The sequence below is a fragment of the Nonomuraea sp. NPDC003214 genome (assembly GCF_053590035.1).
In genome coordinates this window covers 461,610-478,320 of sequence record NZ_JBSFSX010000002.1, presented here as the reverse complement: position 1 = coordinate 478,320, position 16,711 = coordinate 461,610, and the positions used below count along the sequence as shown (strand labels likewise).

Genomic DNA, 16,711 nt, shown 5'->3' with positions numbered 1-16,711 from the left:
AGCCGCCCCGCCCGCCGGACGGCTTCGAACCCGTCTGACCCCTCACTCCCCCCGCCAGAAAGGCCACCATGGCACTGCCCCGCCCCCCGCTGGCGCGCCGGACAGCGGTCCTGCTGACCGCGGTCACCACGCTCGCCGGCGTGCTGACCGCCGGCCCGGCGACCGCCACGCCGCCGGACACCCCCGCCGCGTCCCCCGCCGGCTCGCCGGCCTCCGATGCGCAGCCCGCCAAGGACGTCGCCCTGTCCGGGGTGCGCGCCCGGAAGCTCGTCGTCACGCTGATCACCGGCGACAAGGTCCAGCTCACCCGCTCCCCCGCCGGCCGCTACCGCGTCGAGCCGGCCCCCGGCACCCGCCAGGACGGCCGCCGGATCAACCTGTTCACCCAGTTCACCCCGGACGGCGTCTTCGTGCTGCCGGACGACGCGGTCGCCGCCGTCCAGGCGGGGCTGGTCGACCGGCGGCTGTTCGACGTCAAGTACCTGGCCGAGAACGGCTACGCCGACGACGTGGCCAAGCGGCTGCCCGTGATCGTGCAGTACCCCGGCACCCAGGCCGAGGCCGAGGTCAAGCGCTCGGCCGCCGCCGTCCCCGCCGCCGAGCCCACCCGCACGCTGGAGAGCATCCACGCCTCCGCCCTCGACGTCGCCAAGGCCGAGGCGGGCACGTTCTGGCAGGCCGTACGCGCCGGGCAGGGCTCCGGGCAGGGCCTGGCCAAGGCGCCCGCCACGCTGGGCGGCGGCATCGCCAAGCTCTGGCTGGACGCCAAGGTCAAGGCCGACCTGGACGTGAGCGTCCCGATGATCGGCGCCCACCAGGCGTGGGAGCGCGGCCAGGACGGGACCGGCGTGAAGATCGCCGTTCTCGACACCGGCGCCGACGCCGGCCACCCCGACCTGGCCGGGAAGATCGCCGACAGCCGGTCGTTCGTCCCTGACCAGGCCGTGCAGGACGGGCACGGGCACGGCACGCACGTCGCCTCGACCATCGCCGGCACCGGCGCGGCCTCGGGCGGCAAGCACAAGGGCGTCGCCCCCGGCGCGCAGCTCGTCGTCGGCAAGGTCCTCGACGACAGCGGCTCCGGCCAGGAGTCGTGGATCATCGAAGGCATGGAGTGGGCGGCGCGCAGCGGCGCCAAGGCCGTCAGCATGAGCCTCGGCGGTTTGCCCAGCGACGGGACCGACCCGCTCAGCCAGGCCGTGAACGACCTGACCGCCGAGACCGGCGCGCTGTTCGTGATCGCCGCGGGCAACCTGTACGAGGCCGAGACGATCAGCACGCCCGGCGCCGCCGACGCCGCGCTGACCGTGGGCGCGGTGGACAAGCAGGACCAGCTCGCCGGGTTCTCCAGCCGCGGCCCGCGCCCCGGCGGCGGGCTCAAGCCCGACATCGCCGCGCCGGGCGTGGACATCGTGGCCGCGCGGGCGGCAGGCACCGCCATGGGCACCCCGGTGGACGAGCACTACACCGGCTCCTCCGGCACCTCGATGGCCACGCCGCACGTCGCCGGCGCCGTCGCGATCATGGCGCAGCGGCACCCGGACTGGACGGCGCGGCAGCTCAAGGCCGCGCTCATGTCCACCGCCAAGGACGACGGCTTCACCGTCTACGAGCAGGGCGCCGGCCGGGTGGACCTGGACCGCGCGACCCGCCAGCAGGTGTTCGCGGACAGCGGCGGCGTGGACTTCGGCCTGCTGGAGACCGGCAGCGCGCCGAAGACCGGCCAGATCTCCTACCGCAACCTGGGCGACGCGCCCGTCACGCTCACGCTCAAGACGGCGATGAGCGGCGACGCCGAGCCGGTGCTCGCCGACACGACGCTGACCGTCCCCGCCGGAGGCACGGCCGGCACCACCGTCACGCTCGACCCGGCCGAGCTGCCCATCGGAACCTACAGCGGCGCGGTGACGGCCGAGGCCGACGGGGTCCGGCTCACCACGCCGCTCGGCGCGGTCCGCGACGTCCCCAAGTACGACCTGACCATCCGCACGCTCGACCGGGACGGCAAGCCGCGCACGCCGACGGCCATGAGCGTCGTGGACGTCGACGGCGCCAAGGGCGAGCTCGGCCCGCACCGCATCGACGACGTCGGCCTGGTCGTCACCCGCGTCCCGGCGGGCACCGTCAGCCTGCTGCAGGTGCTCGACTGGGTGGACGGCGACGACCGCGCCAACCGGGCCTGGCTGTTCGAGCCCGAGCTGACCATCACCGGCGACACCGAGGTCACCCTCGACGCCCGCAAGGCCACCGAGATCGGCTTCAGCGCCCCCAGGACCGCGCAGCCGCTGAACAACACCTACGACCTCTTCTTCCAGCGCACGCTGCCGAACGGCGACGTCTTCGGCGGCTCACTGCTGTCGAGCCGCCCGCTCGGCGGGTGGGAGAAGGTGTGGGCGCTGCCCACGAAGAAGGTCACCAAGGGCGGCTTCCGGTTCACCGGCCAGTGGGAGCTCGGCGTCCCCGAGGTCACCATGACCATGCGCGCCTCCGGGCGGGCGGCGAAGCGCACCACCCTGCACCCGGTCTCCCGGGTCCACATGATCGACGCGGGCGAGCTGCACGGAGGCTACGTCCCGTTCGACGGCGTCAAGGACCTGCGGGTGGTCGACGCCGGCAAGGGCCGTCCCGAGGACCTCGCGGGCAAGGACCTGCGCGGCGCGCTCGTGCTGATCGACGCGGAGCCCGCCGAGGGCATCTTCGGCACGGCGTGCGGCCTCCAGATCGAGCGCGTGGGCCCGATCAGGGACGCGGGCGCCGCGGGCGTCCTCGCCTTCAACGAGCGGGCGTCCGTCTGCCCGATCCCGCTGCCGATCACGCAGAAGCCGTTCAGCGGCCCGTTCAAGCCGGTCAACATCCCCGTCGCGTACGTCTCCAACGCCGAAGGCCAGAAGATCCGCGAGGCGGCCGGCCGCGGTGAGGTGACCGTACGGGCCGAGGGCACGCCGAACACCCCGTACTCGTACGTCTTCAAGCCGTACGCCGACGGGCGCATCCCGGCGTCGATGCGCTACAAGGTGACCGAGCGCCAGCTCCACCGGGTCGACCTCGACGTGCACGCCGGGCCGTACACGAAGTACATGAACTGGCGCAGCACGTGGCGGACCGACGACATCACCTACACGGGCACCGGCACCAACATGCTGCACTGGTCGTCCCCGATGCCCGAGCGCAGGCCGCAGTGGGTCTGGCCGCTGGACCCCACGATCGTGAGCCAGGCCGGGATCTCCGCGCTCCTGCCGTCCGAGCCGGGCGCGGAGGTGGAGGAGACCCGCTACCGCACCGACGTGTTCGACCGGCCGGGCAGCACCCGCCAGCAGTGGTTCGCCACCCCGAGCACGCCGGGGGCCGCGACCGCCTCCGGCAAGCTGTACGCGCTCGGCGGCGGCCCGGACGACGTCCCGCTGGAGAAGCTCGTGATCGGGCTGCCGTGCGCGATCTGCGTGCACGACGGCAACCTGTGGGTGACCCCGTCCATGGTCAACGGGGTCGGGGAGCGGCGCGACGACGGCGTCGCGTTCGGCGACCTGGCGCCCCGGTACGACCTGCACCTCTACCGCGACGGCAAGGAGATCCCGAACGCCCCGGTGGCCGGGTTCGACAAGCTGCCGCGCTACCCGCTGCCCGAGGGGCAGGGCGTCTACCGGCTGACGGCCGAGAACGAGCTGCAGGACATCGAGTGGACGTTCACCGCCCCGCCGGCCAGGGACCAGGTGCTGCCGGGCTCCAACTGCTACGCCTGGTTCGTCGACGGGCCGCTCGAGCAGTGCCGCACCACCCCGGCGGTCTACGTCAGCTACGACCTCGGCGACAGCCTGTCCGCTGACAACACGGTGGCGGCCGGGCGCAGGCACACGTTCGAGGTGGAGGCCTATCACGGGCCGTCGGCGGCGAAGATGCCGGCGATCGCGGGCGTGCGGCTGTGGACCAGCACCGACGACGGCGCCACCTGGCAGCCGGCCGACCTCAAGCGGGGCCGGGACGGCGTCCACACCGCCCGGGTGAAGTACCCGGCCCACCACGCCACCAAGGGCGCGGTGAGCCTGAAGGCGGAGGCGTGGGACGCGGCGGGCAACCGCGTCAAGCAGACCACCCTCCGCGCCTTCGCCCTGCGCTGACCAGCCCAGCCGCGGCCTGCCGTGGCCTCCCGCGGCCGCCCTGCCGGGTGGCCGCGGTCAGGCCGCGGTGCAGGGCTTGCCGTTGAGGGCGAAGGTCGCCGGGGCCGGGGCCGGGGCGGTGTGGGAGGCGGTGAAGCCGACCTGAGTGGACGAGCCCGGGCGCAGCACCTTGTTCCACGACCGCGCGGCGCCGGAGAACCGCGCCCCGCTCTGGGTCCAGTCGGCCGACCAGCCGGCGACCAGGCGCGGGGCGGGCTCCGGGTAGTCCAGGGTCAGCGTCCAGCCGTCGATCGCCGCCGTGCCGGTGTTGCGCACGGTGATCTCGGCGCTCAGCGTCGGGCCCCACGTCGCCGCCCTGTAGGACACCGCGCACTCCAGGCCGGGTGACGAGGTGGGCGAGGGCAGGCCCGGCCTGGCCAGCGCCGACAGCGGGTCGGACGGCGCGCTGAGGTTGCCGGCCGCGTCCCTCGCCACCACCACGTACGTGTAGCGCTGCCCGGTGACGAGGCCGGATTCGGCGAAGTTCGGGAACGTCGAGGCGGCGAGCGTGCCGGCCTTGACGTACCCGGTGGCGCTCTCGCGGTAGACGTCGTACGCGGTCACCGCCACGTTGTCGGTCGACGGCTGCCAGCAGAAGGTGACGCCGTGGTAGTCCTGGAGGCAGGCGTCACGCAGGCCGGTCGGCTTGCTCGGCGGCAGGCGGTCGCCGGGCGGCGGGGTGGGCGTCGAGGTGGGCGACATGCCGGTCACCGCGGTCACCGTGATCAGGCCGGAGGGGCGGCTGACGTTGCCCGCGGCGTCCCTGGCGACGACGTACATCGTGTAGGCGCGGCCGAGCTCGCCCGAGAAGCCGCCGACCGTGCCGGTCGTGGTGGCGGCGCGGGTGAACCCGTCGGGGTCCAGCCGGTAGAGGTCGTACGCGACGACGCCGGTGTCGTCGGAGGAGGCGTTCCAGCAGATGGAGGCGTAGCCGGTGGGGGACGGCGCGAGCGGCACCGGGCACGGCCGCTCCCCGGCCGGCCGGGTCGGCGGCGTCGTGTCCACGGCTTCCCCGGCGGCTTCCCCGTCAGCGGCCTCCCCCTGAGCGGCTTCCCCGGCGGCCGGATGGGGCAGCGCGCCGGTGGGCGCCGGTGCGGCGGCGGCCAGGTGGGACGGGGCGGCGGCCGCCTGGCCTGCCGGGCCGATCGCCAGGGAGGCGACGAGCAGCGCCAGCGTGACGAACCCGAGGGTGAGGAGGACCGCTCCCACAGACCGGCTTCCGGTGCGCATGACTTCCCCTATCGCATCGTGTCCCCCCGCGGTGATTCTGCGGCATTTCCGGCATCGGGCATAGATACGATTTCGGGGATAGCGGACGTGTGGTTGGTGCTCGCCGTCCGGCTCGTGGGGGAATCCGAACCCGGCGTTAAAGAGCCCAATGCCCACATCCTCCTAACCTGGCGGTATGCGGTGGAATGAACCCGGCTGGCCGTGACGCGGCACGATGGCGACGGCCCGGCTCCGGGTGCGGCGACCGAGGCGTCCCGCCTGGACGAGGTGCTGATCGAGACGGTCTTCGGCGCGGGAGCCCACATCGGCATCGCGTACGTCCTCGACGAGGACGGCCAGGTCCTGCGGATGGTGTCGGCCATGGGGCTGCCGGTCTCCATCGCCCGCGTGTGGGCGAGCATCAGGCTCAACGACGCGGCGCCGGTCTCGGTGTCGGTGCGCGACCGGCGGCTGCTGTGGTTCGGCGATCGGGAGGCGCTGGCCAGGGAGTTCCCCGGGGTGGCGCTGACGCTGCCGTACCCGTTCGCGATGGCGACCGCGCCGCTCGGCTCGGGGGGCGGCGTGTGGGGCGGGATCGTCCTCGCCTGGCCCGCCGGTCACCCGGCCGACCTCACCGTACGCCAGCTCAAGGTCATCGACGACTGCTGCGGCGCGATGGGCGACCTGCTGCGCCGGGCGAGCGAGCGCGGCCGTCCGATCACCGCGGGGGACCATCCCCGGATCCTCGACCCTATACGCGCCCACCAGCGCGAACCGCGTGCCGCGCAGGCCGCGCTGCGGGCCTTCGACGCCCTGCCGGAGGGCTACTGCCACCTGGACGCCCAGGCGCGCGTGGCGTTCGTCACCGCGCAGGGCGCGCAACTGCTCGACGCGACCCCGTCGGAGCTGGTGGGCCGGCGGCTGGCCGTGGCCGTGCCCTGGCTGGGCGATCCGGTCTACGAGGAGCAGTACCGCCTCGCGGTCGTCAGCCACCAGCCCACCCGGGTCACCGCCCGCCGTCCCGACGGCAGGCAACTGCTGCTGCAGTGGTTCCCGAGCGTGCCGGGCATGACCCTGCGCATCACGCCGACCGCGGCGGCCGCCCTGCCGCCGGCCGTCGGCGGCAGTGAGCCGCTGCGCACGGCCGGGCTGCACGAGCTGCTGCACCTGGCGACCAGCCTGGCCCAGGCGACGAGCGCCCAGGACGTGATCGACCTCGTCGCCGACCACGTCGTGCCCGTCTACGGGGCGCAGGGCCTGGCCATCATCACCTGGGAGAGCGGCCGCATGCGCGTGGTCGCCGCGCGCGGCTACACCCGGCAGCTCATCGAGGAGTTCGACGGCCGCCCGGCGCTGCGCCGCGTCAGCCCGCCAGGCGGCTCCGACCCGGGCAGGCCGTCCTTCTACGCGACCAGGGACGAGCTCTTCCAGGCGTACCCGGACCTGCCCGAGTCCGCCGTCATGGAAGCCTGGGCGGTGCTCCCGCTGGTCACCTCGGGCCGCCCCATCGGCACCTGCGTGCTGGCCTTCGACCGACCGCACCGGTTCAGCGAGGAGGAACGGGCGGCGTTCACCGCGCTCGGCGGGCTGATCGCCCAGGCGTTCGAGCGCGCCTGGCTCTACGACAACAAGCACCAGCTCGCCCAGTCGATGCAGGCCAGCCTGCTGCCGCACGCGCTGCCCAGGATCCCCGGGCTGGACGTGGCCGCCCGGTACGTGCCCGCCACTCCCGGCATGGACATCGGCGGCGACTTCTACGACCTCATCCGGCTCGGCGACTCCCAGGCCGCCGCCGTCATCGGCGACGTCCAGGGCCACGACATGACCGCCGCCGCCCTCATGGGCCAGGTGCGCACCGCCATCCGCACCCACGGCACGGCCGGCGCCACCTGCGGCGACGTGCTCGCCTACACCAACCGCATGATGACCGAGCTCGCCCCCGACCGCTTCACCAGCTGCCTCTACCTCACGCTCGACCTGGACCGGCACATCGCCTGCCTGGCCAGCGCCGGGCACCCGCCGCCCCTGATCAGCCGCCCCGGCGCCCCCACCCAGGTGATCGACGCCCCGCCCGGCCTGCTGCTCGGCATCGATCCCGACGCCGAGTACACGACCCTGGACCTGTACGTGCCGCCGGGCTCCACGCTGACCCTCTACACCGACGGCCTCGTCGAGGAGCCCGGCCGGGACCTGGGCGACGCCATCGCCGCCCTGGCCGCCCGCTTCGCCCCGGCGCCCGGCCGGCCCCTGCACAGCCTGGCCGAATCGCTCGTCGGCCAGGTCACGAGACCCCGCACGGACGACACCGCCCTCCTCCTGCTCCGCAGCGCACCGGAGGGGGTCAGTCGAAGGCGGGGAGGTTGAGCAGGTCCAGCAGCCTGGCTATCTGGGCGGGGACGTTGCGGATGCGGGCCGCGCCGTCGGCGGCGAAAGCGGTCAGGGCCCTGACGACCGAGATGTCGGCGAACGTCACCCGGCCGAGGTCGACGATGAGCTGGTCGTCGATGCGCCGGGCCTGGGTCAACGTGGACATCGCCTCGCGCCTGTTGGTGACGTCGATCTCGCCGGCGAGCCGGATCACCGTCGACTCGGGCGTCAGGGTGCACGTGACGCGCAGCTGGTGGTCGACGTACAGCACCTGCTCGGGCGGGACCAGGGAACGGACGGCAACGCACTCGCCAGACCGCGTTGGCTCGCCGATTCCGTTCACTGTCATAGGGAGAAGTTTACCGGAAAAAATTTTCCGTAGACATTCTTCTGCCGACGGAGCTTCCTCCTGTACCATGTTCTGGCGATGGACCACGATGCTGGCAGGCGTTCCTCCTGGACGTTCCTCACCAACCACGCCCGCGTGCTGTTGGCGATAGCGGCGGACCCGGAGCTTCGCATGCGCGACATCGCCGCCCGGATCGGCATCACCGAACGGGCCGCGCAGGGCATCGTGAGCGACCTGGAGGACGGCGGCTACCTGGAGCGCATCCGGGTCGGCCGCCGCAACCACTACCGGCTCAGGCCCGAGCGGCAGTTCCGGCACCCGACCGAGGCAGGCATGCCTGTCCAGGCGCTGATCGACATGTTCACCCAGCGCCACGACGACCAGCGGACGATGCGGTCCGAGCTGCACCAGGTCGTCGGCCCGCTCTCCCCCGGTGCCGCCTGACGGGGTTCAGGCGAGGGCGGCGATCTCGATCCGGGTGCGGTCGGCGGGCGCCGTCAGGCACGGCAGCACGACGTTCCCCCGTTCCAGGCGCTCCCCCGTCGACGAGGTGAGCCGGGCCGTCCGGTCGATCTCGTACGGGCTGCCGTTCCGAGGGGTGACCCGCAGCCGCAGCCACCAGATGTAGCGCCCGTTGAGCTTGTTGTCGGTCTGGTCGGCCCGCAGCACCGCCGCCTCGCACGGCAGCGCCGCCACGCGCTCCTCCGCCGTGAAGGTGCTCAGCGCGGCCGACTCCAGGCTCGCGAACGAGAAGTGCCCCAGGGCGAGGATCCCCGCGGCCAGCAGCGAGAACAGGGCCGTGACGTACGCGCCGACCCGGGTCTGCGGACGCCGCCTCAGCACGAGGAACATCACCACCGCGACGATCACCGCGACCACGGCGAACATCCCGAAGACCGTCGACGCCATCGTTCATCCCTCACGTTGAAGGGCGGGGCCCGGGGGCCGGCCCTGTCCGATCCGACACCGGCAGTGGACCAGCCGTCGCTTGCGCGGCGCCTGCAGCCCGCATGAAGCGTCAGGCGCCCGGGTCGTAGAGGGCGAGCTCGCCAGCGTCGGGGGCCTCGAAGAGCTTCGCGTACGCCTCCAGCAGCTCGCGCCCGATCGCGACCGTCCCCGGCGCACCCTCCCTGACGCGGGCCTCCAGGCGGCGGCACAGCTCGTCGAGCGGCGCGGCGAGGTAGCGCAGCTCGACGGGGACGCCGAGCGCACGCGCGCGCAGCCGCTTGTCCTCGCGTTCGGCCCGCGTCCAGAAGCCGAACTCCAGCACCACGGTCTGCCCGAGCCTCAGCAGCTCCTCGGCGTGCCGCGAGAACCGCCGCTCCAGCCGTTCGCGCACGGCCTCGTCGAACAGGTCGACGCCCAGATCGGCCAGCCATTCGTCCGGGCACAGCCGCACCGCCGGGATCTCCCGCTCCAGCCGCCTGGCCAGCGTCGTCTTCCCCGCGCCGGGCAGCCCGCACAGCAGGATCAGCCTGGGCCCCGGGCCCGTGTCCATCGGCACCACACCGACAGCATGGCAGCGATCCCGGGTGTCAGCGGCCGTGTCAGCGCGAAGGCGGCCCGCTGTCAGGGCGGCCCGCGATGGTTGAGCCATCACCCGGAACCACCCAGGAAAAGGAACCCGCCACCATGTCGATCACCCTCACCGACCAGGACCAGCTCACCCTCCGCGTCGCCGCCTGGGGCGCCGTCTCCCTGATGTCCGCCGCCGGCGCCGCCGGTTCGGCCCACCGGGTCGCCACCGAGGGGTCCATCGCGCTGACCTCGGCGACCGGCCCGGTCGGGCACGTGCTCGCCAAGGCCCCCAAGGGCGTCAAGTACGGCAGGACCGTCGCCGAGCTGGCCGACCAGGTGCTGCCCGCGCTGACGGAGTCGATGCGCCTGCTCGACCGGCAGGACCCGGCCGAGGCGGCCAACTTCCGCGGCACCGTCCTCGTCGCCGTGGACGCGGCGGCCCAGATCCACAAGGGCGAGCCCAGCCCCGCCCTGGTGGACATGGCCCGCAAGATCACCGAAGCCCTCGACGCCGCCTGACCTCACCCCACGCGAAGGAGCCACACCGCCATGTCTTCCCCCATCCAGCAGGACCGCCCGGAGCTGCGGAAGGTCATCCAGGAGATGGTCGATTCCGGATTCGTCGGAGTGTCGCTGCGCGTACACGACGAGCGGGGCACGTGGACCGGCAGCGCCGGAGCGAGCGAGCTGGGCGGCGCCGCCCGGCCGCCCGCCGGCGGACACGTGCGGATCGGCAGCAACACCAAGACCTTCACCGCCACCGTGGTGCTGGGACTGGTGGCCGAGGGCCGCATCGCCCTCGACGCCCCGGTCGACGACCACCTGCCGGAGTTCGGGCTCGACCGGCGCATCACGGTGCGGATGCTGCTCCAGCACACCAGCGGGATCTTCAACTTCACCGGCGACTTCGACCCTGACGGCACGTACGTGCCCGGGATCCCCGCCACCACCGCGGGCCAGGAGTGGGTGGAGGGCCGGTTCACCACCTACGCCCCCGAGGAACTGGTACGGGTGGCGCTGGCCAAGCCGGCCCGGTTCGAGCCGGGCGCCGACTGGAGCTACTCCAACACCAACTACGTGCTGGCCAGGCTGCTGATCGAGCAGGTCACCGGCCGCCCGGTGGCCGAGGAGATGCGGCGGCTGATCCTGGACCCGCTCGGCCTGACCGGCACCCTCCAGCTGACCGCCGAGACCGGCGTCCCCGCCCCGCACGCCCACGCCTACTACCGCTACGAGGAGGACGGCCAGGCCCGGACCGTCGACGTCACCGCGCAGAACCCGTCGTGGATCTCCAGCGGCGGCGACATGATCTCCACCACCGCCGACCTGCACACGTTCATCTCCGCGCTGGTGGGCGGCAAGCTCCTGCCCGCCGACCTGCTGGCCGAGATGCTGACGCCGGAGTCCAAGGCCGGCTACGGCCTGGGCGTGTTCGTCCAGGAGGTGCCGGGCGGCGGCACCGTCATCACCCACAACGGCGGCATGGCCGGGCACGCGGCGCTGATGTACAGCACCCCCGACGGCGGCACGACCCTCACCGCCGCCCTCAACTACGTGGACGACGCCGCCCTGTCGCTCGGCCCGGCCTTCCAGCAGGCGACCCAGCGCCTGGTCACCGAGGTCTTCGGCACCCCGGCCCCCTAACGCGTACCGTAAGATGACAACCACGAAGAGTAGTTTCGCCGGGCTTCCCCCACCACCACCGGACCGGCCGCGAAGAGGGGAAACCCGGGTGACCACGACTCCGTACGCATCGTCGCCGTTCAGCTATGTCTCCGAGCCGCCCGCCGCCCCCAACGCGATCGCGGAGCTGATGCCGGGGGTCCGCAACCTGTTGCGGCACGTCCAGCTCCGGCCGGACGACCGGGTCCTGATCCTGACCGAGCACACCGCCGACCCGGTCGTGATCCAGGCCGTCGCCGCCGGCGCCGCCTACGAGGGCGCGGACGTGCGCATCCTGTCGGTGCCGCCGTTCAGCCCCGGCGGGTGGGACGCCGAGCCCTCGCTGCAGGTCGAGGTGGCCGCGGTCGGCCAGGCCGACGTGGTCATCAGCGCCACCTGGTGGGCCGAGGTGCACACCGCGCCGCTCTTCTTCGACCAGGTCATGGCCATGCCCGTGCGCTTCGCGTCGCTGCACATGGCCGCCACCGCGGGGGCGTTCCTCACCGGGGCCCGGTTCCCCAACGAGCTCTTCTACGCGCTCAAGCAGCGCGCGCTGAGCCGACTCACCGAGGCGGGGACGATCCGGGTGACCTCCGCCTCGGGCACGGACCTGACCATGTCGGGGCTCACCTTCGCCCCCGACGGCGGCCCGATCCGGACGGGCACCTGGCAGCCCTTCCCGTACGGCGGCGCCAACTTCTGGCCGACCCACACCGAGGGCGTGCTCGTCGTCGAGGACTCCACCTTCACCGGGGTCCCGGACGAGCCCGTACGGGTGACGCTGCGGGACAACCGGGTCAGCGCGATCGAGGGCGGGGCGGCGGCCGAGCAGATCCGCCGCCGCGCGCCGGGCGGCTACTACATGCGGCACGCGCTCATCGGCCTCAACCCGAAGGTGCGGATCGCCGGCGGCACCCAGTTCGAGCGCGAGAAGCACGCGGGCGCGTTCTACTGCGGGCTCGACGCCCTCACCGGCGGGGTGGCGGAGACCACCGCTCCGGGGTTCGCGCACTGCGACTGCCAGATCGACCGGCCGACGGTCCACCTCGACGGCGAGCCGTTCGTGGACCGGGGACGCCTGCTCCTCCTCGACGATCCGGACCTGCGGGAGGTCGCCGCCCGGTTCGGCCCGCCGGACGTGCTCCTCGACGACAACCCGTTGCTGATCCTGCCCGCCCGCTACGCGGGTGGCCGGCCGGCGCCGGAGCCGAGGCCGCTCACGCCCGCCTGATCCGGGGGGCCGGCGAGGATGCTGATGCCCAGCATGCGGGCGCCGGTCTCGGTGCGCGGGCGGTGCGTGCTGCCCGGCGCGAACACCACGTAGCTGCCCGGCCCGAGCCGCCGGCCCCGGTCGACGAACTCTCCCGAGATCACGTAGTAGCGTTCCTCGCTCTCGTGGACGTCGACCTCGGGCCACTCGGCGCCGGGGGCGAAGTCGTACATCCAGCCGCGGGCCCAGGCGGTCGCCGGGAGCCGCCGCCGGATGATGCCGGGGACGACCTCGACGGGTTCGACCTCGTCGACGTTCAGGACCTGCATGTCAGGGGAGTCGTGCGTCATGTCCCCATCGTGGTGAAGGCAACCGTACGGGGGCCAGTGTCACGATTGTCTCCTACAGGTATTTTCTTGCCATGCGGATGCATCGGGTGGTCGCGCTGGTCCTGCCGCCGCAGTCCACGTTCGAGCTGGCGTGCGCGGCGGAGGTGTTCGGCCTGTCGCGCCCCGGCCTGCCGGGGCGGTACGCGTTCACCGTGTGCGCCGAACGGCCCGGGGCCGTGCCGACCCTGGCGGGCTACGACATGGTCGTCGGCCAGGACCTGTCGGCACTCGGCGCGGCGGACACGGTGGTGGTCCCGGGCTGGCACCGCCACCGGGAGGCCGCCCCGCCCGCCGTGCTCGACGCGCTGCGCGGCGCGCACCGGCGTGGCGCCCGGATCGTCGCGATCTGCTCGGGCGCCTTCCTCCTGGCCGAGGCCGGGCTGCTGGACCACCGCAGGGCGACCACGCACTGGAGTCTCGCCGGCGCGCTCGCCGCCCGCTTCCCCGACGTGCGGGTCGAGCCCGACACGCTCTACGTCGACCTGGGCGACGTCGCCACCAGCGCCGGCACCGCGGCGGGCATCGACCTGTGCCTGCACCTGGCGCGGACCGACCACGGCGCGGCCTACGCGACGCACGTCGCCCGGCACATGGTCATGCCACCGCACCGCGAAGGCGGGCAGCTCCAGTACAGCACCGCGCCGCCCGCCGCTCCCCCGTCGCAGTCGCTCGCCCCCGTCCTGGACTGGGCCGCCGAACGCCTGCACGAGCCCCTCACCCTCGACGACCTGGCCGGACAGGCCGGGATCGCGCCCCGGACGCTGGCCCGCAGGTTCGCCGGCCAGCTCGGCGTCAGCCCCGGCCGCTGGCTGCTCCAGCAGCGCGTCACGGCCGCCAGGACGCTGCTGGAGGAGACCGACCTGCCCGTGGAGACGATCGCCGCCCGCGTCGGCCTCTCCTCGGCCGCCAACCTCCGCAGGCGCTTCCACGCCCTGGTCCGCACCACCCCGGCCGCCTACCGGCGCTCCTTCCGCGGGCTCTGACGTGCGCGGATGCGACAATTCGGGTTATGGACGTGCGGAGCAGGAACAACGTCCGGGTCATCGGACCGCAGGACGGGCGGGTCGTCATGCTCGCCCACGGATTCGGCTGTGACCAGAACCTGTGGCGGCTGGTCGCGCCCGTCCTCGCCCAGGAGTTCCGGGTGGTGCTGTTCGACTACGTGGGCTCCGGCCGCTCCGACCTGTCCGCCTGGAGCGAGGAGCGGTACGCCACCCTCGACGGTTACGCCGCCGACGTGCTCGACATCTGCCGCGATCTCGACCTGCGCGACCTGGTGTTCGTCGGCCACTCGGTCAGCGCCATGGTGGGCGTGATGAGCGCGGCGCGCGAGCCCGGCCGGTTCGCGGGCCTGGTGCTGCTCGTCCCCTCGCCCCGCTACGTCGACGACGAGGGCTACCGGGGCGGGTTCAGCGCCGAGGACATCGACGAGCTGCTCGCCTCCCTGGAGGCCAACTACCTGGGCTGGTCGGCCACGATGGCGCCGCTGATCATGGGCAATCCGGACCGGCCCGAGCTGGGGGAAGAGCTGACCAACAGCTTCTGCCGCACCGACCCGAACATCGCCCGGGCGTTCGCGCGCGCCACGTTCCTCAGCGACAGCCGCGCCGACCTGGCCGGCGTCCGGGTGCCGACGCTGATCCTGGACTGCGCCGAGGACATGATCGCCCCGCGCGAGGTGGGCGCGTACGTGCACCGGGCGATCACCGGCAGCCGGCTCGTCACGCTGTCGGCCACCGGGCACTGCCCGCAGCTCAGCGCCCCCGACGCCACAGCCGCCGCCATCGCCGCCTTCGCCCGTGAAAGCGCGTGACGCGGTGTGACGGAGATGGACCGCCCTGCGGAACCGGAGTTCGCGGCGCTGCTGGAGGACAGCCCCGTGGACCTGTACGAGAACGCGCCCTGCGGCTACGTGTCCACGCTGATGGACGGCCGGATCGTCAAGATCAACCAAACGCTGCTGACGTGGCTCGGCCGCGCCCGTGACGAGGTCGTCGGCCGGATGCGCTTCGCCGACCTGCTCACCGTCGGCGGCAAGCTCTACCACGAGACCCATTTCGCCCCGCTGCTGCGCATGCAGGGGGAGATCGGCAACATCGCCCTGGAGCTCAGGACCGCCGCCGGGGAGCGGCTGCCGGTCCTGGTGACCTCCAAGGTCAGGGCGGGCCCCGACGGCAGGCCGTTGCTGATCCGCAGCACCGTCTTCGACGCGGGCGACCGGCGCGCGTACGAGATCGAGCTCTTGCGCGCCCGCGAGGAGGCCGAGAGCGCCCGCGCCCTCGCCGACCGGGCGCGCGAGGCCGCCCAGGCCGAGCGGCGGCGGCTGCAGGACGTGCTCGCCACGCTCCGGCGCAGCCTGGTGCCGCCGGCGCTGCCGGACGTGCCGGGGCTGGAGGCCGTCGCCCACTACCACACGGCCTCGCCCGACGACCTGGGCGGCGACTTCTACGACCTCTACCCGCAGGGGGACGGGCGCTGGGGGTTCTTCCTCGGCGACGTGAGCGGTCACGGCCCCGGCGCCGCGGCCGTCGCGTCGCTGGCCCGCTACACGCTGCGGGCCTCCGCCATGCACGACCCCGACCCCACGAGCCTCCTGGCCATCCTCAACACCGCGATGTACGACCGCCAGGTCGACGAGGAGACGTACTACTGCACGGTCATCGCGGGCGTGCTCACGCGCACCGGAGACGGGTTCGCGGTGACGTTCGCGGGCGGCGGTCACCCGTCGCCGATCCTGCTGCGTGCCGGGGGCGGGGCCGACTACCTGCCGACGACCGGCGGCGTGCTCATCGGCCTGCTGCCCGAGGCGCCCTCGGTCACCGTGCACGCCGAGCTGCGGCCGGGCGACACGCTGCTGTTCTACACCGACGGGCTGATCGAGGCGCGCACCGCCGACGGCTCCGGCGACGACGGCCGCTACGGCGACCAGGCCCTGCTCGCCTTCGCCGGGCGCATCGCCCCGGCCACGCCCGCCGCCGCCATCGCCGCGATGACCGGACTGCTGGAAGAGCTGGGCGAGGGCGTCGACGACGACACCGCGCTGCTGGCCCTGGGCGTGCCGCCGGACCGGGACGCGCCTACTCGCGCTTGACGGCGAGCAGGGAGAGCAGGATCTCGCGCTTCTCGCGCAGCAGCCGCAGCCCTTCCGCGGCGGTCGCATGGACGTCGGCCGCGCTCGCCCGCTCGCCACCCAGCAGGGCCGTCACCGTCGCGGCCATGACGGCGTCGGCGTCGGCGACGGTGATGCCGCCCGGGGCGCCTTCGCTGGTGGCTGAGTCCAGGAACCCGGCCATGACCGCCCGCAGCGCGTACGCCTGCGCGTCCAGCGCCCAGTCGGCGCGGGCCAGGCGGTGCTCGCGCCACACCGGCAGCACCGTGTACATCAGCGCGGCCGGGCCCACGTGGACCAGCAGCTCCTTGGTGCGCGGATGCCCGGCCAGCACGCCGAGCAGGTCGCCGTCGTTCGCCTGGAGGGCGCGCATGAACGGGCGTTCGACGGCGTTGCGGATCAGGCGGGGGCAGAACCGCTGCGGCCGGGCCAGGTCCGGGTCGGCGCTCAGGGCCGCGATGTCGGCCTCCAGCACCTCCAGGAACTCCCGGGCGAACAAGTCGATGAGCAGGTCTTCCTTCGTCGCCCAGTACAGGTACGCGGTGCCCTTGCCGACGTGCGCCTTCTCCGCGATCTCGGCCACGGTCACGCCCTTGACGCCGCGCCGGAGCACCAGGTCCCGGGTGACGGCCAGGATCCGGGCGGCCTTGTCCGAGTCGTGGTCCGCCGGGCGTTTCATCGTTCGCTCCCGTTGCCGCTGCCGAAGGGGTGTGCGAACGATTGTGCCGTGCCGGCACGCGCTCG

The 16,711-nt window shown here is 73.4% G+C and carries 15 protein-coding genes; 9 read left to right on the top strand and 6 right to left on the bottom strand.

Features of this window, described 5'->3' with window-relative positions; genetic code table 11:
• Positions 1-68 precede the first annotated feature (68 nt).
• Positions 69-4,115, top strand: a complete 4,047-nt coding sequence (locus tag ACWDXC_RS07230) for a S8 family peptidase (RefSeq protein WP_449979031.1) — start codon at positions 69-71, stop codon at positions 4,113-4,115.
• Between the two features lie 57 nt (positions 4,116-4,172).
• Here the strand turns inward: ACWDXC_RS07230 and ACWDXC_RS07225 are convergent, their stop codons facing one another.
• Positions 4,173-5,363, bottom strand: a complete 1,191-nt coding sequence (locus ACWDXC_RS07225; protein ID WP_449979028.1) for a cellulose binding domain-containing protein — start codon at positions 5,361-5,363, stop codon at positions 4,173-4,175.
• A gap of 222 nt (positions 5,364-5,585) precedes the next feature.
• On the opposite strand from ACWDXC_RS07225, the gene ACWDXC_RS07220 reads away from it, so the two are divergent.
• Positions 5,586-7,727, top strand: a complete 2,142-nt coding sequence (locus tag ACWDXC_RS07220; RefSeq protein WP_449979025.1) for a SpoIIE family protein phosphatase — start codon at positions 5,586-5,588, stop codon at positions 7,725-7,727.
• On the opposite strand, the gene ACWDXC_RS07215 is transcribed toward ACWDXC_RS07220, so the two are convergent.
• A complete protein-coding gene (locus tag ACWDXC_RS07215; protein ID WP_449979024.1) occupies positions 7,705-8,079 on the bottom strand; it encodes an STAS domain-containing protein in 375 nt (124 codons plus the stop codon). The two genes, ACWDXC_RS07220 and ACWDXC_RS07215, sit on opposite strands and share 23 nt — an antisense overlap.
• Positions 8,080-8,157: 78 nt before the next feature.
• Between ACWDXC_RS07215 and ACWDXC_RS07210 the strand changes: the two genes are divergently transcribed.
• Positions 8,158-8,523 carry a helix-turn-helix transcriptional regulator gene (locus ACWDXC_RS07210; RefSeq protein ID WP_449979021.1) on the top strand — a complete coding sequence of 122 codons (366 nt, stop codon included), beginning with the start codon at positions 8,158-8,160 and terminating at the stop codon, positions 8,521-8,523.
• 6 nt (positions 8,524-8,529) lie between these two features.
• Here the strand turns inward: ACWDXC_RS07210 and ACWDXC_RS07205 are convergent, their stop codons facing one another.
• On the bottom strand, positions 8,530-8,988 hold the full coding sequence (locus ACWDXC_RS07205) for a hypothetical protein (RefSeq protein WP_449979018.1): 459 nt from the start codon (positions 8,986-8,988) through the stop codon (positions 8,530-8,532).
• 109 nt (positions 8,989-9,097) lie between these two features.
• Positions 9,098-9,577 carry an AAA family ATPase gene (locus tag ACWDXC_RS07200; protein ID WP_449979015.1) on the bottom strand — a complete coding sequence of 160 codons (480 nt, stop codon included), beginning with the start codon at positions 9,575-9,577 and terminating at the stop codon, positions 9,098-9,100.
• Positions 9,578-9,711: 134 nt separating this feature from the next.
• Here ACWDXC_RS07200 and ACWDXC_RS07195 point away from each other — a divergent pair, with 134 nt between their 5' ends.
• The 3 genes from ACWDXC_RS07195 (at position 9,712) to ACWDXC_RS07185 (ending at position 12,490) form a co-directional block, all read left to right on the top strand.
• Complete coding sequence (locus tag ACWDXC_RS07195) at positions 9,712-10,116, top strand: hypothetical protein (protein WP_449979012.1); 405 nt, start codon at positions 9,712-9,714, stop codon at positions 10,114-10,116.
• 30 nt (positions 10,117-10,146) lie between these two features.
• Complete coding sequence (locus ACWDXC_RS07190) at positions 10,147-11,241, top strand: serine hydrolase domain-containing protein (protein ID WP_449979010.1); 1,095 nt, start codon at positions 10,147-10,149, stop codon at positions 11,239-11,241.
• A gap of 88 nt (positions 11,242-11,329) precedes the next feature.
• Entirely contained in the window at positions 11,330-12,490 is a 1,161-nt protein-coding gene (locus ACWDXC_RS07185; RefSeq protein ID WP_449979007.1) for a hypothetical protein, read from the top strand.
• On the opposite strand, the gene ACWDXC_RS07180 is transcribed toward ACWDXC_RS07185, so the two are convergent.
• Positions 12,439-12,819 (bottom strand): cupin domain-containing protein, encoded by a 381-nt coding sequence (locus ACWDXC_RS07180; RefSeq protein ID WP_449979004.1) that lies wholly within the window; start codon positions 12,817-12,819, stop codon positions 12,439-12,441. The two genes, ACWDXC_RS07185 and ACWDXC_RS07180, sit on opposite strands and share 52 nt — an antisense overlap.
• Positions 12,820-12,896: 77 nt before the next feature.
• On the opposite strand from ACWDXC_RS07180, the gene ACWDXC_RS07175 reads away from it, so the two are divergent.
• The 3 genes from ACWDXC_RS07175 to ACWDXC_RS07165 are packed head-to-tail and all read left to right on the top strand — an operon-like array spanning position 12,897 to position 15,949.
• A complete protein-coding gene (locus tag ACWDXC_RS07175; RefSeq protein WP_449979808.1) occupies positions 12,897-13,841 on the top strand; it encodes a helix-turn-helix domain-containing protein in 945 nt (314 codons plus the stop codon).
• Positions 13,842-13,867: 26 nt separating this feature from the next.
• Positions 13,868-14,671 carry an alpha/beta fold hydrolase gene (locus ACWDXC_RS07170; protein WP_449979001.1) on the top strand — a complete coding sequence of 268 codons (804 nt, stop codon included), beginning with the start codon at positions 13,868-13,870 and terminating at the stop codon, positions 14,669-14,671.
• Between the two features lie 15 nt (positions 14,672-14,686).
• Entirely contained in the window at positions 14,687-15,949 is a 1,263-nt protein-coding gene (locus tag ACWDXC_RS07165) for a SpoIIE family protein phosphatase (protein ID WP_449978998.1), read from the top strand.
• On the opposite strand, the gene ACWDXC_RS07160 is transcribed toward ACWDXC_RS07165, so the two are convergent.
• Positions 15,936-16,646 (bottom strand): TetR/AcrR family transcriptional regulator, encoded by a 711-nt coding sequence (locus ACWDXC_RS07160; protein WP_449978996.1) that lies wholly within the window; start codon positions 16,644-16,646, stop codon positions 15,936-15,938. The genes ACWDXC_RS07165 and ACWDXC_RS07160 overlap by 14 nt on opposite strands.
• Between the last annotated feature and the right edge of the window lie 65 nt (positions 16,647-16,711).